The sequence below is a fragment of the Legionella cincinnatiensis genome, assembly GCF_900452415.1.
Lineage (GTDB): Bacteria > Pseudomonadota > Gammaproteobacteria > Legionellales > Legionellaceae > Legionella > Legionella cincinnatiensis.
Map to the genome: position 1 here is coordinate 14,907 of NZ_UGNX01000002.1, position 22,382 is coordinate 37,288.

Here is a 22,382-nt window from a genome sequence, read left to right on the forward strand (position 1 = left end):
CAAGCAGGAGGAAGATAAAATGAGCCATGAATCCAATTACAAACATTATACCCGGGGAGGCCAGATCTCATTCCATAATCTGCGGATGTGGTTTCAGATTAACAAAGCGCTCTTTCATGTTTACTTATTCATTTGGGCAGGGTTAAGCATTGTATTGACCTGTATCTTTGCGCCACATGGAATGATAAGACAGACGGTGTCCTATCACGCGGCTCATTTTTATCACCTGGCAGGGGTGTCACATGTATTTTCTATCCCTGTTAAAGGGGGGTATGCATCACAAACTGTCGAGCAGCTTCTCCACAATCACTATTTTTCTGCTACCTCAGATCGTTTACTGACCTTCTTGTTACAGTCAACTTTATGGAGTTTTCCCTTATCGTTGATTGTGGCACTTTTTGTGAGCCGATATTTCATTTATCGAGGAAAGGTACAAACACAAAACCAATTTATACGAGGGGCGAGTTTAGTCTCATCAGAAACACTTAAAAAACAGATAATAAAGCAAAGAAAAGCATCTGATTTACATCTTGATGGATTCCCTCTTTTGCAAGGCTCAGAGGTACAGCATTTATTAGTACATGGTACGGTCGGTATGGGAAAAAGTCAGTTCATCATGAAATTGATGGATTGTTTACGTGCGCGTGGCGACCGAGTCATTGTTTATGATAAGGGGTGCACGTTTACTCAGGCGTATTTTCAGGAAGGTCATGATGTCTTACTCAATCCCTTTGATGCACGCTGCGCTAATTGGGATTTATGGCTGGAAGCCCCAAAAGATGAATTACTGGAAAATATGGCAGAAAGCCTCATCCCCATGCACGGAGAAAACGATCCGTTTTGGGTTAATGCGGCACGTACCGTGTTTTCCTGTCTTGCAAGTCAAATGCGTGAGGATAAAGAACGTTCCTTATCCAAGCTGTTAGGGTTACTTGTAACTGGCGAGTTTAGCGAGTTGGAACCTTATCTCAGCGGTACAGCTGCAGCGACTTTGGTCAGTAATAAAATAGAAAAAACAGCCATCTCCATTCGCTCCGTCATTACAACTTACCTTAAATCAATGCAGTCGTTAAGTGGGCTTGATGAGTCTGGGAAGCCTTCCTTTTCCATTCGTGATTATCTGTTAAATAAAGATTTGGAGGGCTGGCTTTTTATATCAAGCAATGGGGAACAACATAAATCTTTAAAGCCGTTGATTTCGATGTGGATTGCCATGGCATCACTGACACTCTTAAGTTTGCCAGAAGACGCGAACAGGCGAATTTGGTTTATTTGCGATGAATTACCAAGCCTGCACAAATTGCCCTTATTGGGTGAAACCATTGCTGAAGTCAGGAAATTTGGCGGCTGTTTTCTTCTGGGAATGCAGAGCTTTAGTCAATTAGAGAAGGTATATGGGCGTAGTGGGGCAGCTGAAATTTTTGATTTGCTTAATACCCGAGCCTTTTTTGCAAGTCCAAGCCATGAAATGGCGCAACTTGTCAGTAAAGAGCTTGGGGATGAAGAAATTGATGACACCCGAGAAAATTACTCTTATGGAGCAAACTCCATTCGTGACGGTATTTCATTAGGAAAAAACCGTATAACACGCCCCTTAGTAACCTATCCTGAAATTATGGGACTTGATCCGCTTACCTGTTATCTGCGATTGCCAGGTCAATACCCTATTACAAAGCTGGAACTTCATTATCAAAAAAGAAGTATAAAGGCCGCAGGTTTTTTACCTCGTGCCATATCGTCTCTCCCTCCGTGTGATGCACATCTTAAAAATGATTCTGCTGTTCATGAGCCCACCGGCAATCGTTTTGAGGTGCAAGCGCCAAGCAACATCAAACGTATCGAACGCGAGTCCGATAAAGAATTCATTTTTTGATAGAGGAATAAATCATGTTAAGTCTGCGAGTTAAACCCATTAAAAAGCCTGGTTATTATTTTGATCAGGAAAATTATTATTTTACGAACCAATTGGTTACCCAATGGTTTGGATTAAGTGCTGCACGTCAAAATCTTTCTGGAGAAGTTAACGTAAATACCCTTGAGTCTCTTGTCAGTGGCGAATTACCAAGTGGCGATCTGATTAAAGGCTTGAAATCAGCCACTGGTGAAATGAACAGGCGAGGCGGCTATGATTTAACTTTTTCTGCCCCAAAATCCGTGTCGTATCTTGGACTGGTTTGTGAACACAAAGAATTTATTGATTTGCACCTTAATGCGGTCAAGACAGTCTTAAAACTGATTGAGAAGGAGGCGGCAGAAGCCCGTAAATCAGGAAAAGATGGCATGGAATATGAAAAAACAGGGAATCTTTGTTTTGCAGCCATTCTTCATGATACCTCCCGAGAGCTTGATCCTCAGCTGCATGTGCACGCATTGTTGATGAATTTCACCGAGCGTCTGGATGGCAAATGGCGTGCTTTGGCTTCTGATATCAGTCGCAATAATGGCACCATGGAATGGATTATGAATAATCAAATCTTTTTGGGGCTTGTGTACCGATCTGAAATAGCTCTGGGTTTAAAAGAAATGGGACTCGAAATAGAGCATACGGGTGATGCTCATGGTTTATTTGAAATCAAGCATTTTGATAAGGCATTGTTGGAACAAATCTCTAAACGCCGTGCCCAGGTTGAAGAACATATTAAAGGGATGCACTCTCATTCATTAAAAGCGTATGACAGGGCAACTCTGGATTCAAGGAAATCAAAGGAAATGGTTTCTCCAGAGCAATTACGCACACGATGGAGCGCTGAAAGTGAAGCGTTAGGCATTAATCCATCCACCTATCTTGCCACCTTAAAAGAAAAAACTAAAGAATTGCATACGCCCAAAGAAGCCATGTCCAATAATCAAGAACTCGATAGAAGTGTTCTTGATGCAATTGAGCATTTAGAGGAAAAAAAACTAACCTTTACCTATCAGGAAGTGTTACAGACGAGCCTTTATTTTTCCTTAGGTGAACAGGGCTTTGAAGCGCTGATGTCACGGATTGATAAAGAAATTGATGCACAAAATCTGATTGCTCTTAATACAGAAAACTCCTCTTTTACAACGAGTAAGCTCATTAACAAGGAACAAGAGCTCATTAAAAAAATCGTGAACTTCACACACCAAAAAAAAGGCATAGAACGCAATACGGAAAAGGTTTGCAAACTCACGGAAAATGAGTCCATTCAAAAAGCAGTAACTCAAGCCTTATTTAACAAAGAAGGAGTTGTGCGCATCAAACAACAAAGCGCTGCCTCGCGTGAGCTCTTAAGCACTTTAATTGATTATTCACAGGATTCAAAAAAAATTCGTATTCTTTCTCCTTCTGCATTTTCTGCGCGGACGATGAATAAGGACATGACTAAATCAGCGCCTACCCTGTGGCAATGGATTTTATCTATTGGAAAACAGGATTTGTGTGAAACAGTAGCAGGCTTTAATTATCGTCATCGTTCAGAGCATAAATTACCTTTCTTTAACAGTAAAAAGGAGCGCGAGGTGCTGATTGTGGATGAATCACAGCGTCTGACACCTGACGAGATGAATACTTTATTATCTATTGCCGACAAGCGGAGTGCCAAAGTCATTTTGCTGGAAAAATCACAATCCCTTTCTGGTTTTAACTCCGATATTCCCGACTTGTTGAATAAAGCCGGCATAAAAACATTTGATGTTGATGACAGGAAAGCGCCTGCCACCAACATCAATCTCATAGAAGAAAAAACGATTGAAGGGCGTATTCTAAAAACAGCACAAATGTACAGTAACTTGCCGTTGAACCAGAGGCAGAATACAAAAGTATTAACTGTCTCAAAGCTCGAAGCGAAAGAGGTCAATGAAGCAATCCGTAAGCAGTTAAAAGAGCACGGGGAGATTTCAGTAGATGAAAAGAGCATAAATACGTTAACCCGTATGTCCTTGACCCTCAGTGAAAAAAAACTGGCCAAAAGTTATCAGCCCAATTGGGTATTAATCCAGAACACCCGTACAGAATCAAAAAAATTCACGGTAATCGGTGTCAATGAAAAAGACAATCAATTGATTGTTCGGAATCATTACGGGGCAAGATCACAACTTGCTGCTAAAAATATTACAGATTCCATGCAGGTTTATGAACAAACACCATTATCAGTAGGGATAGGAGATCAATTAATTGCTACGGGCAGTTTATCCTTTGAAGGATTAAAAATCGGCAACCAATATGAGGTCACTGCATTTACCCGCCATGGAATAAAAATAAAAGATGGAAAAAAAACTATTCATCTTATCACAAGTAACGAAAAGCATTTCCCATTGAGCCATGCCTATGCCAAAACCATTTATTCTGATGATATTAAACCCGTGAAACAAACCATTATGACACTACCGGCCTATGCGCTCAAACAAAATACCATGTCGGTATTATGCGAATCGAGCAAAGAAGAATTAATGATTATTACGGATGATGTGGACAAGGCTAATCGGTTTGCAATGAAGACTGCAACAAAATCCTCAGCGATATCGCTGACTTTGGATGCCGCCAAAACCAATCATGGTGCACAGATTATTGACCGTAGAACCACAGCTGATCTGCTCACGTCACTGGAACAGGCCTTAACTGTTTTAACCGCGGAAAAAACCCCGAAAAGTGATGCAGAAAAAGCGCTGAATTTTGCAATAGCGCATCTTTCGGAACGAGAAGCAGCCTTTACTCGGTCAGACTTGCTTAAGGTTGCTGTTCATCAGGCTATAGGAAAAGCAGGACTTAACGAATTAAATAACGTCTTGGATAAGGTCATAACTAATGGGGAATTAATATCAGGGGGGAACGAGATATTGACCACCAAAGAAGCAGTGGCATTTGAAGAGTCAATTATCAAGAATGTTAAAGCAGGCATTAACATGATAAAGCCGCTGATGAGTGGTGATGAAGCACGAAAACAATTAGAACTGACGCACCTTACCAAAGGGCAAAAAGAAGCCTGTGAGTTAATCACGACTACATCCGATCAGTTTATTATGATTCAGGGTTATGCAGGAACAGGAAAAACAACCATGACTCGAAGTGCGATTGACACCATCAGACATGTTCAATCGATGACTCATGAAAAGGTTGAGCTGATTGCGGTTGCGCCCACACACCAGGCTGTAAAAGAAATGAGGGCGCTGGGCATTGAAGCGCAAACATTAAAGAGTTTTCTTATTGAACAAGAACAGGAATCGACATTAAGCAAAGAAACACTTGTGCTGCTTGATGAATCTTCTATGGTCTCTAATCGAGATTGCGCAAGCCTCATCCAAAAAATTCATAATTCGGGCGCTCGTTGCGCAATGCTTGGCGATATTAGCCAGCATCAAAGCATTGAAAGTGGTAAGCCAAGCAAGATATTGATTCAAGAAGGAAGCATCAGAGTGGCCTGTATGGATGATTTGGTACGACAACAAGTCATCGGATACAAAAAAGCAATCGAAACATTAATCACGGGGGATATTGATAAGGCCTTAACTCAGTTAGCTAATCAACCCTTAGACTCAATCACCCGGACTAAAGCCGATAGTCCTTACAATGACATTACCTCTTCAATTATTGAAACAGGCCATTCGACCCAAACGAGCCTGGAACAGGAACACACTCAACAAGAACAGAGAGAGCTCTTCCAGGAAGAATTGAAACAAAAAAGCCCCATAGAAATGGCTGTAGGAGATTATTTATCACGTACACCCGCATGCCGTGATAACACCATTGTTATCATTCATGAGAATAAAAAAAGGGAAGTTGCAAATGGTCTGATTCGAAATGCACTGATGAAAGAGTCTAGCATAGGCCTTGAAAACAAAGAGTTTCCGCGGCTACTAAGCACGAATTACACCACTGCAGAGCTTTATTATTGTGAAACGTATCGGGATTGTTTAAAAAAGAAAGAAGACTATTTTTTAAAGAAAGGAGATCACTATTTTAAAGTGGTTTCGGTAGATGAGTCAGCGAAAGTAGTGGTATTAAATGATACGAAAGGAAATAAATGTCTCTTTGTTCCTGAAAAAGAAAATAAAGACTGGAAGATTGAATTGTTTCAATCCATGCCAGGAAGGGTTTCGGTGGGTGAAAAAATTCACTTTAAAAAATCTGATAAAACTTTGGGACGTTTCGCTAATGAAAGGGTGCAGGTGACGGAGGTAAATGATGAGTCATTTACCGTAAAAGACAGTAGTGGTGTGGCGCACGTACTGGAAAAAAAACAGCTGAAGGATTCCCATTGGGATTATAGTTATACTGCTACCAGTTACTCCATTCAAGGAGCTTCATCGCCATTTGTTATTGGAGTTGCTGAAACTAAAAATGCTCAAGTAAACCATCTGCGTTCATTTTATATCATGGTAACCCGAGGCTCCTTGCATGCGATGATTTATACAGACGATCATAAAAAACTAAAAAAACAACTTCGTGTTACTCCTGAAAAAACTTCTGCATTGGAATCGCTTGGCCGTCTGAATCCCCCAATAAAGACCAAAACGCTCAATGAGCCACCTAAATCACCCAAGCCAACGCAAAACATGCCCCAAATTAAGAACCAGGAAGCTCGCTATGATGCCAACGCGCTGTCACAACATTTATCCGACCAGGCTGAGCTTGTGATTGAAACACTACTTGGAGAACCCAATAGAGCGCTTTCTTCAAAAACAGAATATCGATACGGTACTAACGGCAGCTTAAGCATCTGTTTACGTGGAGAAAAAAGGGGTGTTTGGCATAACTTTGAAACAAGGGAAAAAGGAAACATGCTTCATTTGATTCAAAAAACATTAAATCTAAACTTTAAAGAAAGTCTTGAATATGCTGCAAAATTAACAGGTGATGACTTAAAGGAACAAATTAAATTAGTAGGCAAAAACCCTAATAAGATTCAAGCAATCGATTCTGATAAGAAAAGAAAAACATCAGATTATGGAATGCAATTAGCGCGAGAATCTAAGCCCATATCAGGTACAATAGCAGAGCGATATTTAAAAGAAATCAGAAAGATTCATAATGTTTCTGGAGAAAATATTCGCTTTCATCCCCATGTTTATACTAAAGATACCGAAGAAGTTCGCTACAGGCCAGCACTATTGAATATTGCGCGAGACAAAGACAATAAAGTAGCCTGCGTTGAAGCGGTATATCTGGATAATGAAACCACGAATAAAGCGATAATGAAGATGAAACCTAAGAAAACTTATGGCTCAAAGGCCGGCGCTGGAGTCATACTAAATGAGGGTACAGGGCATGAAAGTGTCACCTATATTGCAGAAGGTGTAGAAACAGGACTAAGCATCAGAGATGCAGTTCAAAATGATCGCGTTATAGCGACACTGGGAAAAGAAAATTTTGTAAATATCGATATGGGATTGCTCACTGATAAAATAGTCATTTGCATGGATAATGATGGTAAACCCATTAAAGAGGATAGGGTAATTATTCAAACCATTGAACGATTAAAACAGCATGGAAAGACTGTAGAAATTGCTATTCCTCTGCATCAAAAAGACTTTAATGATGTCAATAAAAGCGGAGGGATACAAGGAGTAGTTGATACATTAAATAAAGCAGTTAGTGTTGATAAATTGATTGGAAGCCTTAATAAAACAGATCTAAATCAAGAACAAATTAAGAAGTGCCTTGAAGACATTTCACGACAGATGAAACTTGAAATTCCTGAAATTAAAAACAATTCAATTGATAAATTAAAGACCCTTCAGCGAGAAGAAATGGAAATATATTAAAATCTGTTAATTGATCATAGGAATTTTTTATATGAAAAAAATAAGTGGAATAATCTCTCTTATATTGATAAATGGATCATCATCCTACCTTATTTATGTCTATGTATTAATAGCTTGTTCCACTAAAATGAATAACCTATTACAGGTTGCGTATGAGCCATCTGGAATGCAAATGTTCTTCTATTTTATATCGCTCCCGTTTTTTATCGTTTTAGCAATATTAAGTCGTATTCATTGTTTTTATTTCGATGTAAAAAGGGGATTGTCTCTGTGGTTATTTTTGATTTGGATATTGTATTTTTTATTTATCGAATTTATTGACCAAATAGTTCATTTTCCCAATGGAAATGATCTGTTTTATTATGGTAGTTTAGCTATTTCATTAGGCGCATTTACTTTAATTGGATTAACCACTCATTTCCAATTAAAACAATTAATGTCCAATTCTTGGTGAAATTTTTAGAATTAAAATTATCTATATTACTTGAAAATTTAACGGTAAATACCATTTATATCACTTAATTATTGATAAATCCTTCAATGAAATTATCTACCTTTTTCTTAAGTTCTGCGATATGTTCTTCGGCATTATTCGAATCACTTTGAAGTTTATTTTTATCATAAACACAACGAAAAATATCAGCACTGATTCCAAGCAATCTTAAAAGATGAGTCGTGTGTTGACGATTTAATTCCTCTTCTTTTTCTAAACGTCTTTTTTCATCCTCGCTTATCACTGGATTATCTTTATTATGGAGATAAACCTTTATCCCTAGCTCAATCATTTCTTTCATTGTTTGAGACGATGAATCATGGCCTTCATCTTTTTTAATGGATTCGAGTTGATCAATGATTTTTTGATTTAAATAACAATAAGCCTTGGGCATAAAATCCTCTTTTAAATTTAGAATGCAGGTTCAGTGCATTAATTTTAACTGATGCTGAATAATTATATCATTTAACTATAGGTGTCGAATAGGTGTGTATTATTGTTTTATAGACTATTTATATTCAATTGGTAGGTGTGGATTGGGTGTTGATATTTTATAAGTTATTGATTATTATTAAAGAGTGGATACACACCTATATAAAACAGAGGAGTTAGCAGAATTAAAAATGCAAATCTGTACGTAAGTTATTGAATAATAATAAATATGTTTTATGCAATGAACATTGCGAAGGGTGTGTTCTTTTTCTTTAGTTTTGCTTTTTTGTGCGTGTTTCACTGGCCGTTTTAGTATAGTTTATTTAAATTAATATATTGGTAAGCGCATAATAATTGCGTACTTGTGATTCATTGGATTCTCTTATTTATAATTGTGTTACTCAATAGGGATATTTATATCATGGGCATATTAAAAACAATTCTGAAAAAAATTGCTAAAGTCATTCATTTTCGACCATATAGCGAATGGACTGAAAATGAAAAAGCAAAATATGCTAAACAGCATTCTTTTCGTTCTTATTCCAAATCAAATAATACAGAAATTAATCCTGCTACAGGATTACCAATGATTGGCGCTTTAGACAGCATGGGAAATTCTTTTGGTTCCAGTGCATCCGATAGAGACAATTATTGGAATAATGATTATCATAATTATTCAACGTACAATAGCAGCAGTTATGATCCATTTAACAATCGCTATTAACGACACTAATTTTGATATTAAATTGAGGATTTATTATGGCTTTAATCAGCGCAAGAAAAGCACCTGAAAAAGAAAAAATTAAAATAGAAATCAGTAAAGACATTTACTCAGAAATAAAAGAATACTGCTCATGGGTTGGTATTGATGATATTAGCCATTTTTTTGAAGAATCTGCTTTTATGATTTTTTCGAAAGACAAAGAATGGAAACAACATAAAAAATCAAAAAAATTAAGCCAATCAATATAGATTCAGATTTTATAAATTTTCAAGATAATTCTTATGTCTATTTTTAATTAAATCAGTATTATTAGACGCTCTTAGAATCTAAAAAAAGCCCATGGACTTTGGGCTTTTTTATTGAAATTTTACTCTATTTTAATTAACTCCCAATCACCAAAGTACCCATCTTTAGTTTTAATTAAATCCTCATAAACACGCATCTCTAAACCATCAGCAATTTCATCCCACCCTGTTACTTCCTTGGCTATATTAAAATAATCATCATTAATAAAAAACACCCTAGGAACCCCGTATGTCCAGATAATGCCATCAACACCCAAAAGCGTTGCCCCTTCAAAGCCCCAATCATCCATTTCTTGTTCTGGGGTATTGCGTCCGTGGTATAGTCTTAATTTCATCAAATGTTCCTTTCATCTTACTATTGTTAACACGCTATTTTCAGAATGAGGCAAAGAGATTGTTCTTTGCCTCAAAAAAATTCTGTTACCTTTTTATTTCCATCATTTTTTCAGTAAGAGTCCACAAGGCACGATTTAATTTCACATTTTGATCAATGGCTTTTACTTCTCTCGTTTTCGTTCGAGTGGTGTAACCGTATTTATTTAAACGATGGCCACGGATACCGCCTTTAATTAAGTTTTCTTGCAGGACATTAAACACCGTAAACAAATCATTATCTTTTTGATCTACATAACGCCTTGGTTGCAATAAACTCTTAGGATTAACGATAATACCCCCCTCTGTATCAGAGAATTTTAGTGAATGTGCAGCTTCTGCAAAAATCATTTTTTCATCGTCATTTAAATGAATGGAAGCCATATCATCTGATACATCAAGCATGTTATTTGCTGTCTCAATCACTTTGTAGGTGCCTTCAATGACATTCCCAAGAACATCCCCCTGATGTTTGATTCTGATTTCGTTATACGCTTGTCCAGCAATCATTCCATTACTGCATACAACCCGAAAAAGACCCGCCATTAGACGATAAGAAGACAAACCATCATGAGAGTTAATAAGAACCAGTTCGGGGTAAAGCCCCTGATTATTTTGCATCACATCATGGCGTTGAAAACGGAGCATGTGTTTTGCAAATGCTTTCGATTCTTGATTATGACTTTTAGTCTGAGTTGCCCAAGTCGGAAAAAAACCTTCTGAGATTAATTTTTCAATGATTTGCTCTGTTGAGATTGGTGAGTACTGAGCACTTGTTTTATATGAACTATCTTGTGTGAAGATGGAAGGAGCTAATTTAAATAATTTTTCTTTAGATAAGATGGGTAACACGATTTCTTCTCCTATGTTTTCTTTAATGTTCCTAAACGAACAAGTACATTATGACAAAACTAGGAATAAAAGTCAATTAAATACGTCTTTTAATTAGATGTTTTAATATCATTTATATGTTGGAATGTGTAATATAAATGTTAATTTAAAAACCCTTTATAAAGGTCTTGCTCATTCTCAAAATGAACATATATTCCGCCATATGTACCAGTTAACCCAGTAATTCCGTTAATCGTTGGACCATCAAAACCCCAATCTTGCAAAGACTTATCAGATGTTGTTCTGCCATGGAATAAATGTAATTGCATGTTATATCCCTCTAATTTTATTCATCTCCTCTAAAACCCCACAACAAATGATCACTTTGTTGTGGGGAGGGATTTAATCAATTGCCGCAAAAATTTGCTTAAATTCGTGATGTTGTCCGGCAAAATCTAAGAGAGCGTAATATTTATCTATTATTTCATCTGATTCGGTTCGCCATGCGAGATTATTTAGGGCGTAGGTTGTAGCAATAATCCCCGCTGCATCGCTAGATACGCTTCCCTCGTAGCCATTACCATGAACAAAGATATTGAATGGCTCGCTTGAATGGGGCGCTATATAAAATCCATTGTTACTCAGCTCGTAAAAATCCCAATATCCACCATGATATGTGTTGCAAATAGTACGCATTGTTCGGTATACCGTGGATTCAAAGCTTAAGTATTCTTTATTTAAATGCTTTGGGAGAAAGGCTAATCGTTGGTTGTCTGAAATTAATTGAGATTGAATGAAGAATTGTTGTCTTTCAGTATTCATGTGAAGCTCCTTATTTTTCTATTATGTTCCTAAGTGAACAAATACAGTATCTCAAAATACCTCGATAATGTCAACATAAAACATCTATTTTAATGACGTTTTTTATTATTATTTTAGCTGGAACACTTGATGCCTAAATAATAATGCATCATTTTCTTTTTATACTTCCGCTTCTTAAGAGCATACGTAATATCCAAAACAAGAAAACAAAATCTATCTCCAATTTTTTTAATCATAACAATATCCTTATCAATTAATTTATCAACAGAAAGAGGCATATCCCCTTTCTGTTGGTATGCGCTTATATACGTCTTTTTATGCATAAGATGAGTAATAGAGCGCTTCACCAGACCAAATACTGGCTCTACTGACTTCATTAATCTTCACCGAACCATGAATGCCAATTCTTTTCCTAAAGGGCTGACCTATAAAATTACCGGGGATTGGCTTGGTTTTTCCACTAAAACCCGAGCCATCGGAAATAAGTTCCTGTCCTAGTTCTCGTAACTCTAGAGTGGTGCGACCGATAAGTTTGGTCACTTCGTAAAAATCTATATTTGTTTGGTCATATCCCCAGCTTGCATAAAGGATAGAGCCTACTTGAAGGGAGTAGTGATTCATGTTTTTTCCTTATTTTATCGTTTATGTTCCTAAGTGAACAACTATATTATGACAAATCAGCAATTAAATGTCAACATATAACATCTATTTAATAGATGTATTTTATACTTGTAATATATTGACATAGTGCTGACTGCTGCTAAAATAAAAAAGTCACTAAGGACAATAATGAAAAACCGGAGCCATAACATGATTACTACAAACCAAACGAAGGCACCACCTGAGCTTATTGCTCAATTGAACAACTTTGTTTGCTTACATGGCCAAAATACGAAAACACCTATACTAAGGAATTTTAAAACCTATTTTACAATAAGGCATGCGGTCTATCATTATCGACCACCTTCATCTAAAAAACCCGATAGTTCAGATATCAATTACTATTTTAATGATCATAATAATCGATCTGGAGCAAGGCACTGTCTTTATCAGATCAGCGAAAACTCTCTTTTAGAGGCTTATAATAAGGCCAGCAAAAGAAATGAAACTGCTATTAAAAAAGTAATGGGAACAGATTGTATTAGAGATTGTATCAAGACCCCTGTTTTTGCCTTTCGAGTAAAGTGCGCCTACAAACAGCCAGGGAACAAATACTTTATTAATTTAGCAACTCATACTGGATATAGCCGTATGAATGATTCAAAGAAAACCGCATCGAATTATTACATAAATCCACAACTTACCCTGATTGAGATAATAAAATGAAAAAACTATTACGACTTGAAATTAAACAAAATTTACGTAGACCTCCACGGGTTTACGTCAAATCAATCGATTTAAAAACAATTTATGGCTCTTTTCATGTGGATGCCCCTGATGGTTTTGAGGGATGGGACTTACTGTCTGCTGAGCAAGCCATTGAACTTAAACAATTCATGCAAAACGTTACAGCTGTTTATCAACACTTAAACCCTTCTCCTGCAAACACACTGACAGATTTTCGTTTTCGCCTTCCTTATGAATTTCTGGATACTTTAGAACAAATTGAGATCCTGTGTCATAAAGAAAAAGTGGAACTCAATGTGTTTGATTCGATGATTACAAGCATGATTCAGCAAATTAAAATAGCCACCAGTAAACTCTCAGGTCACTCCAAAGAACAAGCCCTTGCATTGCTAGATCGTGCCAATCTTGCTGAATATAAAAAAATTGATTTTAGCCATCAAATCAAAGCAATATTTGCAGAACTGCAAGCCATTCACAACCGTTCTGAAAAACTACACCTTAAAGCCAAAGATTTATATAACAAAGATAAAAGTTACTCTCCCCTGGCAATTAAAGGTATGGCTGAAGGTGAAACCACACCATCAAAGTGGTTGGTGTCCTGTGCTATAGATATTCTTATGGATGAACGAACCGCACCTCTTGATTCTATGCTGTCGAGTGACGATATTTTTATGCTTTGGGCAAAGCCTTTGCTGAAAGAAGCGTTCTCAAAAGAAACACTGATTAGTAAAGCGCAAAAGCTAGAGAAAAATAAGTCACTTATTGATAGAATTACACAATTTAATCAAATGAATTAATAATTTGTTCATAACTGTTCTGAGGACTTTGACTGTCATGCACCATTTTAAATTAAAAATGACTTTGTTCTTTTCTGCACTGATGATAATTCAAAGTTTAGTCGGTTATGCTTTGTTTCAACAAGTTAAGGATGATGATCAATTGATGCTTGCAACAATTCAGGCAATGACGATTATATGACCAAATCAAACTTGACTAAGAATAGAGCATTAATCACTACTTAATAGCAAATTACCCCCAAAAAATGTCTTACATAATAAACAGCATCTTGGCTAATGCCTTAATAGTGACGAAAAGCTATACTGAATTTGTTTGGCGCAGCTGAGATGTTGACAGGATGTTGAGACACTAGAGAGTTCAAGGATGAACTCAAATCAATGGCATTTACAGCTGCGCACAGGCACAAAACAAAAACCACAGTTAACCAACTAACTCTTTAGCCTTATCCCAAATATGCATCAATTCATCAAAGGGCAAGCCTTCCAGGTTAATCAACTCACGCTCTTCAGCAATCAGTTTAACCGCACGTAATCGCCTTTCAAATTTAGTTAATGATTGCCCAAGGGTTACTCGGGGACTTAACTTGCAAAAAATACACAGGGAAAACACTGCATGGAGTAAATCGCCAATTTCTTCTTGCAAAGCAGTTTGATTCGCTTTAGAAGGATCATGTTCCAGATGCTCTTTGATTTCATCACACTCACTGTGAATTTGATTCATGATTTGGTCTGCACTTTGCCACTTGAAACCAAATTGAGAGGCTTCTTCCTCCAGAGCACTAATTTTATCCAAAAGATCCATGTTCAGCCTAAAGGTGATTTGATGAGTACTGTATGTTGTTTTCAACCACCAACCATGAGCCCTTCATCATAATATTTGATAACTAAATCTGATTTTACAACGGTTAATAGCTGCGCGTAAAATAGCATAGCTCAACCAATAAGTATCTTTAAAAGCTATTTTTCAACTCGAATAGAGAATATATTTGACACTATTTTCAAAAAATGAAACAATCTTGCCAGGTTTGAAACTGACCCATCCGTCTGCATCCTATAAAGGAAATGGTAAATAGTTTAATCAACAAGTTTATTGGTAGTTATCTTTATTCTGAATCATAAAGGGAATCCATAACGCAGACACTGGTATTTTTTCCCAATTGATGAGGAACTTATGATGTTGTCTATAGAATCCGTTAAAAAACAAGCCAACCTACTTAAAACATTCCTAAATGAAAAGCATAGCAATATTTCACACTCATCTTGCTTACAAGCTATAGCAAAGATAAATGGCTACAAAGATTGGAATACTATGCAATCAATGCTTGATCACCAAGAAGAGATTAATGATATGTCCTATGATAATAACCCTAAATCCTATGTGCATGATGTTGCAGACCGATTACATGAGCTAGAATCTTATGTATATGAATTAGCTAACCAGGTAGATAAAATTCAGTCTAAAGTAGATGAACATGATCCCTATATTTTGATGCAACAAGGAATAGATCCCTGGAACCCACCAGATTAATACAACCATCTCAAGTGCCACCAAGAACTTATAATAATTATCAGGAATACTTATATGTCATACTCTATGAATATCGAAGTTAATGAATTCCCTTTTCAATTTGGACGAATGGGCTATCAAACCCCTTCTATAGGAATTTTTATTGATTTTTCTAATGTTAAAATTAAAGAAGCAATAGAGACAGGAAATGAAAATTTTTACAATGCTATTAAATCAGTTTTAAGTCAAGGTGATGAAATAGATGCTTTGTATGAAATGACTAATTTTGAACATTATGCATTACAAGGCCATGGATGGAGAGCACTAACGGAATACTACGATTTTGCCTCTCTTGAAAAATTTAAATTTCAGGCTGAATTAGTACTTGCCAGCAAACATGCAAACGAAGAGCAACTCCGAGTTGCTAGAACCATCATTGATGTTTTAAATGGAACATATAAATTTCCACCACCACCTGAAAAGTCTCCTGAAGAAAAAGCAAAAGCCGCTTTTGAGCGTAAGAAACCAAAACTTAAATTGAAATTGACAATTGATAGAGGTTATAAATGCGATCAATGTGGTAATTCAACTGAAAACAGTCTTTGTCTCATCCGAAGAGATAATTCCATTCTTAATTATGAGATTGATAACTTAGTGTTAAGATGTAGAAAATGTATGAATAAGATGAGAAGTAAACAATAAATTTGTATCGCTCTGTCTCCATCTGGGTATCAAAAAAAAACCAGATGGAGACAGGATAGAGTTCATTACCCAACCACAGCAAATCAAATGAAAGCCATTAACCGCCAAATACTATAGCTACTGTAACACATAACGTTGATAATATTTTTTGACTAAATTTTGAGATTCTCTAGAGTTTGCGAACCATGTTTGAAATCAAAATAGCCGAACCCTCTTCCCTGTCATAATATCCACAAACCCATCCTATTATGAAAAGGGGTATTAATTACACCAACTATTTTTGTACCTATATTATTGACATGTTTCCAAGTTTGATTAAAAATATGATTTTGGTTAGACAGAAACCATGCGTCTGCGTACTAAAGCTTTCACGAGTACTGTCATTGAACAAACGTTCTCTAAATCATAATAAACCATAGCTTATAAATGTTATAGGAAGCAGACGACATAACGTTAGTGAGCGCAAATGAGGTTTATATGATTACTCCAATTTCACCAACATATCTTAAGCAAAAAGCAAAAAAACTAAAGAAAAGCGATAACTTATCAATGTGCGTAGCTCTCGATGAGGTTTCAAAGTTTTATGGATTTTCTAATTACAGACACTATTTAAATGTTTTTGAATCTAATCAAAGGCAATCGAAAAATCCTATCTTAGATTATATTGAATACTTCAAAATCCAAGCAAATAACCTAATCGAGGATTACAAAACCCAAACACCTTATTTTGATGATGTAATTGAAGATTATTTGTATCAATACAACCCACAGCACTTTGATATAGATGAAATTATAATGTCATTTGATGTAGACGAGAAAAATTTTAACCTAACAGAGGCTCAAGACATAATCGCGTATTATGCTGGCTATGAAAAATGGCAGGATATGTTGAATATTTCTGAAAGTGACTTAATACTTGCCAAATTATTATTCGATAACAAAAATATCATAGATATTGAAGATTGGCATATGTATATCGCAAACGCCGAAGATGATAACCATACAACCTTTGATCCCGAATCGAAAATTGAAATATTAAATAAAATTTTCCTTAATATTTGGTAATGCAAACTGGATCTGTTCCAAATAGAAATGCTGTTAGATATCAAAAATAATAGGCTTTAAAATGAAAATTGAAATTATTGAGTCAAAAACTTATAGAAAACAAACTTACAATATTTGCTTTGACGGTCGAGAGTATTTCTTAATGGCTATTAACTCGATTGGAATTCCGGAGGTCATGACTTACCATCCCACCCTTGAGGATGCAAGTGACTCATACGATCAATTACCGGGCAAAAGAGGATGTGCTCAGTGCTAGCAAGAATTATTAAGCGCTATGTTTGAAATAACATCCTAATTTAATTGAAAACATTATGGATGGTTACAAGAGTAGTTAAAGGTGTCTGCTAAAGTCCATCGATTGATGCAACACCCGAATAACTGCAATACCATAATGAGTCATTTTGAAGAAAATAACATGAGAACCTACGTTGAAAGCCCTCAAATCCTGACGGACATAATCACATGTTCGAGAAATAAGTGGATCATCTGCAAGATACTGGAAGCTTGTTTGAATTGCCAAAATATAATCTTCTGTCCTTTTGATCCCAAACTCTCTTATACTGTATAAATAGATTGACTCAAGATCCTCTATAGCCTTTGGATAAAGACGATATGTTTTATTTGGCATGAGGTACTTTCTTCATTCGCCCAAGAAATTCTTCCGCATTCCACATTAATGGATCACCGCTCCCCTCCCCTTCATCGATAAGATGACGCAACTGCTCAAGCTTTGATTCAGCTTGTTTTTCACGAAGAAGACGTAATGATTCTCTTAATACTTCGCTATTACTTCTATAATCTCCTGAATCCACAAGAAACTGAACATAATCACGAAGTTCACAGCCCAAATCCACTGTCATTGTGCGCGCCATAAATACCTCATCAATGTAAGTAAATGTCTTACATTTAGTATATAAGACATTTGCTTACATTTCAAATCAATCATAGCTATCGCTAGAGTACACCTCTGTGATAAATTTTACCCTTTTTTTAAATCCCTTGTTTTTACTATCAATAGAATATGGTTTTTATTTATGATAAAGTGCTATCACTACTCTTAAATATTATATTTGGAAGGTCCAAAAATATCAGCCAGTCTTCCTGAAGTTGCTACATCATAATTCCATATAAATCATCAAAAAAATAATCTTTTCGGGAAATTTTTATTTGATTTAATAGCAAATAATACGGGGGCTGGTATTTCAGATCTCGATCAGCCACAGAATGAAAAAATAAAAACCAAATTACTAACCCACACGATCAATTTTTTCGAACAGCTATGGCAGACCTTCGGTTTGCACGTGATTTTTTGAACGCTTGGTTGCCACATGATAACGCGAGCGCATTGATTTTTCTAAATTAGAAATGCAGCTTCGCTCCTATATTAATGAGGTACGTCAAGAGTCTGAAGTTGATGTGTTATAAAACAACGATAGACAATAAAAAAGCCTATCTTTATTTTCTTTTAGAGCATCAATCCAAACCTGATCCATTAATGCCTTTTCGATTGCTTAAATACCCAATTATGTATACTACTCCGTTGCAGTCAAAAATTCATATTGACTTTAGTGATTATTTTGCTTTAAAATTTGAAATAATATGAAAAACCGTCAAAAGTAGGTTTATAACGCCATGAAAATTACATCTTAGGTAGGCCCTTTTACAGGGCAAAGAGAGAAAATCATTTTTGATTTTCTATTTTTTATTGTCCTAAAAGACATGCTTAAGAGTAAACCATGCACCATAAACCGATTCAATTTAAAGACCTAGGTCTTATCTATCCGCATAAAATCTGTTTTCACGAATTCAGTGGTGAAATCCATTTTGGTGAGCGTATTGCATTGATTGGCCGAAATGGCTCAGGAAAATCAACCTTACTTAAGATACTTGCTGGTCTTTGTTCAGCCTCTGCTGGCGAAATTAAAATACCACAGGATGTTCTTATTCGGGCTTGGGGAGCAATGGAACAGCCAACCGACTTAAGGACTATATTGGTCTTTTAATATCTATAATTCGGTATGTTTCATTTTATAGGATTGTAAACTGTGAAGTTGTTCAAGTATTTTCATTGAATACAGATAGATAACCAATTTTTTTCATCATTAGTAATTAAGTTTTCAAATTACCTATAATAGAACAAATAGTTTTATTGTTTTATTCAATATCTATGATGAATTCTTTAAAAACCTTTATTTTTAGGTAACAATGACGCTTTAACATTACGGCTCTGAAGAAAACTATGAATAAGGGGTATAAATAAATGGGCTGCTCCACTTGTCCTTCTCACAAAGAACCAATGCCCAAACTGTGGCATAATCCTAAAGTCATTACGGCAGCAATAGCCGGTATATTATTAACTATTGGTTTTGTAGGCTCATATTTGACACTACCAAGGATAATTGCTAACGGGTTTTACATAGGCGCGGTGTTAATTGGTGGATATTATTTCGCACGGGAAGCTATAGAAGAATTTTTCAAAGAACATGAAATCGGTATTGAGTTTTTGATGTCTACCGCTGCTATTGTTGCTGGTGTGATGGGACAATGGGCAGAATCGGCAACACTGGTTTTTTTATATTCTATTTCTGAAGCAGCAGAGGGTTATGCTGGTGAAAGGGCGCGACATGCTATCAGAGTATTGATGGAACTTGCCCCAAAATCCGCATTAGTCCGACGTAATAATAGCGAGTTCCTAATACCTTTAGAAGACATTCAAATTGGAGATGAGTTTATTGTTCGTCCTGGTGAAAGCATCGCTACAGATGGAGAGGTCATATCTGGACATTCTAGTGTAAACCAAGCGCCTATCACGGGTGAATCAATTCCTGTTGAGAAATTTGTGGGAAATAAAGTATTTTCTGCAACTATTAACGGCGAGGGGACTCTTACTATTCGCGCTACCAAAAAATTTGCTGAGAACACGTTATCTCGTATTATTTTTCTTGTTGAAAAAGCACAGGATAAAAAAGGTCGCAGTCAACGATTTATAGAGCGTTTTGGCAATCTCTACAGTCCATTCGTTCTTTTAGCAGGGGTACTAATAGCTACCCTACCTCCCCTATTTGGGCTGCATTGGCAAGAATGGGTGCTACGTGCAACGGTGTTTATTGTTGCAGCTGCACCATGTGCTTTAGTAATTTCTATCCCAATTACCCTTGTAGCTGCTCTTGGTACAGCCAGTCGAAACGGAATATTACTTAAGGGTGGGATATATTTAGAAAAATTGGTTCAAATAAAGGTTATTGCGCTTGATAAAACAGGAACCTTAACACAAGGACAACCCAAGGTCACCGATATCATTTCGTTAAATAATTATACTCAGAACCAAATATTAAATGTAGCTGCCACCCTTGAATCGCGTTCCCAGCATCCACTGGCACATGCCATTTTACAACAAGCAAAGGCAGAAAGTGTTGCATATAAACCTGTTGAACATTTTAAGTCATTGACTGGTTCAGGGGTTCAGGGTTTTATAAATGGAGAACAATTTTATATTGGCAATCCAAAATTATTTATTGATATGGGTCTATTGGTAGAAACTGTAATTCAAGAAATAAATAAATTACAGACCGTTGGAAAGACTGTCGTATTAGTAGGAACAGATAAGGAAATTCTCGGTTTAATTGCAATTACTGATCCTCTAAGATCTACAGCAAGGCAGATGGTATCGTCCCTAAAATTGATGGGTATTGAGCGTGTTGTTATGCTCACTGGAGATAACTCGATAACTGCCGCGTCAATTGGAGTTCAAGCAGGTGTAGATGAAGTATTCTCTGATTTATCACCAGAAGATAAGACACGAAAAATTGAGGAACTGGAAAGACGTTACGGTAAGGTAATGATGGTTGGCGATGGAGTAAATGATGCTCCAGCACTTGCAGCAGCACATGTAGGAGTTGCAATGGGCGCCGCTGGAACCGATGTTGCATTAGAAACTGCGGATGTAGCATTAATGGGTGATAATTTATTAAAATTACCTTATCTCATCGAGTTTAGTCATCGAACCTGGAATATAATTTTACAAAATTTAGGACTATCTATAATTGTTATTAGCTCTCTTATTGTCGGGGCGGTAACTGGCTATTTTACGTTGCCAATAGCAGTTTTAGCCCATGAAATAAGTGAGCTTATTGTTATTGCAAGTGGTCTTCGTATGTTAAAATCTTAACTGTAGATGAGCGCATTACAATGCGCTTAATACTCTCTCCAGTTTTTGTCTTACTTCTCCAGCGACCAGATTGATCTCAGGATTGCCGACCAATTCTAATACTGATTTTGGATCCATAAATTCAATATGCACTTTGCCTATATCATCCTGGCGTACAACCACATTACATGGTAGAAGCAAACCTATAGATGGCTCCTTTTCTAAAGCATGATGGGCAAATTGTGGATTGCATGCACCAAGAATTTGATAGGGAGGCATATCTTTATTTAATTTTTTTTTCAAAGTTGCTGACACATCTATATTTGTAAGAACTCCAAATCCCTCTTTTTGCAGTTCTTCAGTAACTTTTTTAATTGCATCATCAAATGAATACAATACTTCTTTTCCAAATCCATATTTTATATTGATCATTTTTTATCCATAAAAATTAACTCAAACCATACCAGATGTTATCATTAATAAATAATTCTTAATATTAAGAATACCATAGGATTGGGGATCTGTAGTGAATTATTCTTGTTGTAAACGATAAATTGTTGCTTTATGGACATTAAACGTTTTTGCAATCTCACTTACCGATTTATCTTCTTGCAAAAGCCGCTTGGCCAATGACTTTTGTTCTTTATTCATTTTTTCAGGTCGTCCAAAACGAACTCCACGTTGCTTTGCAGCTGCGCGACCCGCACCAGTACGTTCACGAATTAAGTCACGCTCAAATTCTGCAATACCTGCGAATACGGTCATGATCATTTTACCGGCATGAGAAGTGGTATCTGCCCAAGGCTCGGAAAGCGAACAAAAGGAAGCCTCTGTTGTTCTTATGCAGTCTATTAATTCTAATAAATGCTGGGTTGAACGCGCCAATCTATCCAATTTCCAAACAACGACTACATCTTCAGGTCGAAGCTGATCAAGTAATCGTTGTAATTCTGGACGATCTCTTTTTGCACCAGAAATTTTTTCCTGATAGATACGTTTACAACCAGCTTCTTTTAGTGCAACTAATTGCAACTCTAAATTTTGATCCGTGGTTGAAACGCGAGCATACCCAATTTTCATAACCAATCCTTAATATTTTATTTGCAAATCATA

23 protein-coding genes and 2 pseudogenes are annotated in these 22,382 nt (G+C 36.4%); 14 read left to right on the top strand and 11 right to left on the bottom strand.

Translation table 11 applies throughout. The annotated features are described in order from the left end of the window. Nucleotides 1–19: 19 nt before the first annotated feature. The 3 genes from traD to DYH34_RS17645 are packed head-to-tail and all read left to right on the top strand — an operon-like array spanning nucleotide 20 to nucleotide 8,179. Nucleotides 20–1,873, top strand: a complete 1,854-nt coding sequence (gene traD, locus DYH34_RS17635) for a type IV conjugative transfer system coupling protein TraD (RefSeq protein WP_058464716.1) — start codon at nucleotides 20–22, stop codon at nucleotides 1,871–1,873. Nucleotides 1,874–1,887: 14 nt separating this feature from the next. After that, complete coding sequence (gene traI, locus DYH34_RS17640) at nucleotides 1,888–7,725, top strand: conjugative transfer relaxase/helicase TraI (protein WP_058464666.1); 5,838 nt, start codon at nucleotides 1,888–1,890, stop codon at nucleotides 7,723–7,725. A gap of 31 nt (nucleotides 7,726–7,756) precedes the next feature. After that, on the top strand, nucleotides 7,757–8,179 hold the full coding sequence (locus DYH34_RS17645) for a hypothetical protein (protein ID WP_058464667.1): 423 nt from the start codon (nucleotides 7,757–7,759) through the stop codon (nucleotides 8,177–8,179). A gap of 64 nt (nucleotides 8,180–8,243) precedes the next feature. On the opposite strand, the gene DYH34_RS17650 is transcribed toward DYH34_RS17645, so the two are convergent. After that, a complete protein-coding gene (locus tag DYH34_RS17650) occupies nucleotides 8,244–8,612 on the bottom strand; it encodes a hypothetical protein (protein WP_042238349.1) in 369 nt (122 codons plus the stop codon). A gap of 432 nt (nucleotides 8,613–9,044) precedes the next feature. On the opposite strand from DYH34_RS17650, the gene DYH34_RS17655 reads away from it, so the two are divergent. Continuing rightward, nucleotides 9,045–9,374 carry a hypothetical protein gene (locus DYH34_RS17655; protein ID WP_455727392.1) on the top strand — a complete coding sequence of 110 codons (330 nt, stop codon included), beginning with the start codon at nucleotides 9,045–9,047 and terminating at the stop codon, nucleotides 9,372–9,374. Nucleotides 9,375–9,409: 35 nt separating this feature from the next. Then, nucleotides 9,410–9,622 (top strand): hypothetical protein, encoded by a 213-nt coding sequence (locus DYH34_RS17660; protein WP_058464669.1) that lies wholly within the window; start codon nucleotides 9,410–9,412, stop codon nucleotides 9,620–9,622. 119 nt (nucleotides 9,623–9,741) lie between these two features. Here the strand turns inward: DYH34_RS17660 and DYH34_RS17665 are convergent, their stop codons facing one another. From DYH34_RS17665 to DYH34_RS17685, 5 genes are all read right to left on the bottom strand, one after another. Next, a complete protein-coding gene (locus DYH34_RS17665; RefSeq protein WP_058464670.1) occupies nucleotides 9,742–10,014 on the bottom strand; it encodes a hypothetical protein in 273 nt (90 codons plus the stop codon). A gap of 85 nt (nucleotides 10,015–10,099) precedes the next feature. Beyond that, nucleotides 10,100–10,903 (bottom strand): DUF932 domain-containing protein, encoded by an 804-nt coding sequence (locus DYH34_RS17670; protein WP_058464671.1) that lies wholly within the window; start codon nucleotides 10,901–10,903, stop codon nucleotides 10,100–10,102. A gap of 140 nt (nucleotides 10,904–11,043) precedes the next feature. Next, nucleotides 11,044–11,211: a hypothetical protein gene (locus tag DYH34_RS18145; protein ID WP_157061448.1), complete on the bottom strand. Its 168-nt coding sequence runs from the start codon at nucleotides 11,209–11,211 to the stop codon at nucleotides 11,044–11,046. A gap of 73 nt (nucleotides 11,212–11,284) precedes the next feature. Next, nucleotides 11,285–11,704 (bottom strand): antirestriction protein, encoded by a 420-nt coding sequence (locus DYH34_RS17675; protein WP_058464672.1) that lies wholly within the window; start codon nucleotides 11,702–11,704, stop codon nucleotides 11,285–11,287. A 315-nt stretch (nucleotides 11,705–12,019) separates the two neighbouring features. Next, nucleotides 12,020–12,325: a hypothetical protein gene (locus DYH34_RS17685; RefSeq protein WP_058464674.1), complete on the bottom strand. Its 306-nt coding sequence runs from the start codon at nucleotides 12,323–12,325 to the stop codon at nucleotides 12,020–12,022. 189 nt (nucleotides 12,326–12,514) lie between these two features. On the opposite strand from DYH34_RS17685, the gene DYH34_RS17690 reads away from it, so the two are divergent. From DYH34_RS17690 to DYH34_RS18150, 3 genes are read left to right on the top strand one after another with little or no spacing between them, the layout of a single operon-like run. Further along, complete coding sequence (locus DYH34_RS17690; protein WP_058464675.1) at nucleotides 12,515–13,030, top strand: hypothetical protein; 516 nt, start codon at nucleotides 12,515–12,517, stop codon at nucleotides 13,028–13,030. Continuing rightward, nucleotides 13,027–13,848 (top strand): hypothetical protein, encoded by an 822-nt coding sequence (locus DYH34_RS17695; protein ID WP_058464676.1) that lies wholly within the window; start codon nucleotides 13,027–13,029, stop codon nucleotides 13,846–13,848. Before DYH34_RS17690 ends, DYH34_RS17695 begins: the two co-directional genes overlap by 4 nt. 37 nt (nucleotides 13,849–13,885) lie before the next feature. After that, a complete protein-coding gene (locus tag DYH34_RS18150; RefSeq protein WP_157061449.1) occupies nucleotides 13,886–14,029 on the top strand; it encodes a hypothetical protein in 144 nt (47 codons plus the stop codon). Nucleotides 14,030–14,269: 240 nt separating this feature from the next. Here DYH34_RS18150 and DYH34_RS17700 read toward each other — a convergent pair whose 3' ends face one another. Further along, nucleotides 14,270–14,650 (bottom strand): MazG nucleotide pyrophosphohydrolase domain-containing protein, encoded by a 381-nt coding sequence (locus DYH34_RS17700; protein ID WP_058464677.1) that lies wholly within the window; start codon nucleotides 14,648–14,650, stop codon nucleotides 14,270–14,272. 369 nt (nucleotides 14,651–15,019) lie between these two features. Here DYH34_RS17700 and DYH34_RS17705 point away from each other — a divergent pair, with 369 nt between their 5' ends. The 3 genes from DYH34_RS17705 (at nucleotide 15,020) to DYH34_RS17715 (ending at nucleotide 17,122) form a co-directional block, all read left to right on the top strand. Further along, on the top strand, nucleotides 15,020–15,376 hold the full coding sequence (locus tag DYH34_RS17705; protein ID WP_131775193.1) for a glyoxalase superfamily protein: 357 nt from the start codon (nucleotides 15,020–15,022) through the stop codon (nucleotides 15,374–15,376). Between the two features lie 54 nt (nucleotides 15,377–15,430). Then, the gene (locus tag DYH34_RS17710; protein ID WP_058464679.1) at nucleotides 15,431–16,057 is read left to right on the top strand and encodes an HNH endonuclease; all 627 of its coding nucleotides are present in this window, start codon (nucleotides 15,431–15,433) and stop codon (nucleotides 16,055–16,057) included. A 477-nt stretch (nucleotides 16,058–16,534) separates the two neighbouring features. Next, a complete protein-coding gene (locus DYH34_RS17715; RefSeq protein ID WP_058464680.1) occupies nucleotides 16,535–17,122 on the top strand; it encodes a hypothetical protein in 588 nt (195 codons plus the stop codon). A 331-nt stretch (nucleotides 17,123–17,453) separates the two neighbouring features. Here DYH34_RS17715 and DYH34_RS17725 read toward each other — a convergent pair whose 3' ends face one another. Together DYH34_RS17725 and DYH34_RS17730 are read right to left on the bottom strand one after the other, a co-directional pair. Beyond that, the gene (locus tag DYH34_RS17725; protein ID WP_058464682.1) at nucleotides 17,454–17,750 is read right to left on the bottom strand and encodes a type II toxin-antitoxin system RelE/ParE family toxin; all 297 of its coding nucleotides are present in this window, start codon (nucleotides 17,748–17,750) and stop codon (nucleotides 17,454–17,456) included. Then, nucleotides 17,740–17,994, bottom strand: a complete 255-nt coding sequence (locus tag DYH34_RS17730) for a type II toxin-antitoxin system ParD family antitoxin (RefSeq protein WP_058464683.1) — start codon at nucleotides 17,992–17,994, stop codon at nucleotides 17,740–17,742. The genes DYH34_RS17725 and DYH34_RS17730 overlap by 11 nt, the downstream gene beginning before the upstream one ends. Nucleotides 17,995–18,365: 371 nt before the next feature. On the opposite strand from DYH34_RS17730, the pseudogene DYH34_RS18495 reads away from it, so the two are divergent. The 3 genes and pseudogenes from DYH34_RS18495 to DYH34_RS17750 all read left to right on the top strand — a co-directional run bounded on the left by DYH34_RS18495 (nucleotide 18,366) and on the right by DYH34_RS17750 (nucleotide 21,290). After that, nucleotides 18,366–18,725, top strand: a pseudogene (locus DYH34_RS18495) (Rpn family recombination-promoting nuclease/putative transposase). Nucleotides 18,726–18,858: 133 nt separating this feature from the next. Continuing rightward, nucleotides 18,859–19,062 (top strand): annotated as a pseudogene (locus tag DYH34_RS17745) (ATP-binding cassette domain-containing protein); the annotation flags it as partial. A 320-nt stretch (nucleotides 19,063–19,382) separates the two neighbouring features. Then, nucleotides 19,383–21,290, top strand: a complete 1,908-nt coding sequence (locus tag DYH34_RS17750; RefSeq protein ID WP_012187540.1) for a heavy metal translocating P-type ATPase — start codon at nucleotides 19,383–19,385, stop codon at nucleotides 21,288–21,290. A 15-nt stretch (nucleotides 21,291–21,305) separates the two neighbouring features. On the opposite strand, the gene DYH34_RS17755 is transcribed toward DYH34_RS17750, so the two are convergent. After that, complete coding sequence (locus tag DYH34_RS17755) at nucleotides 21,306–21,701, bottom strand: DUF302 domain-containing protein (RefSeq protein WP_012187539.1); 396 nt, start codon at nucleotides 21,699–21,701, stop codon at nucleotides 21,306–21,308. 99 nt (nucleotides 21,702–21,800) lie between these two features. After that, the gene (locus tag DYH34_RS17760; RefSeq protein WP_012187538.1) at nucleotides 21,801–22,349 is read right to left on the bottom strand and encodes a recombinase family protein; all 549 of its coding nucleotides are present in this window, start codon (nucleotides 22,347–22,349) and stop codon (nucleotides 21,801–21,803) included. Nucleotides 22,350–22,382 lie beyond the last annotated feature (33 nt).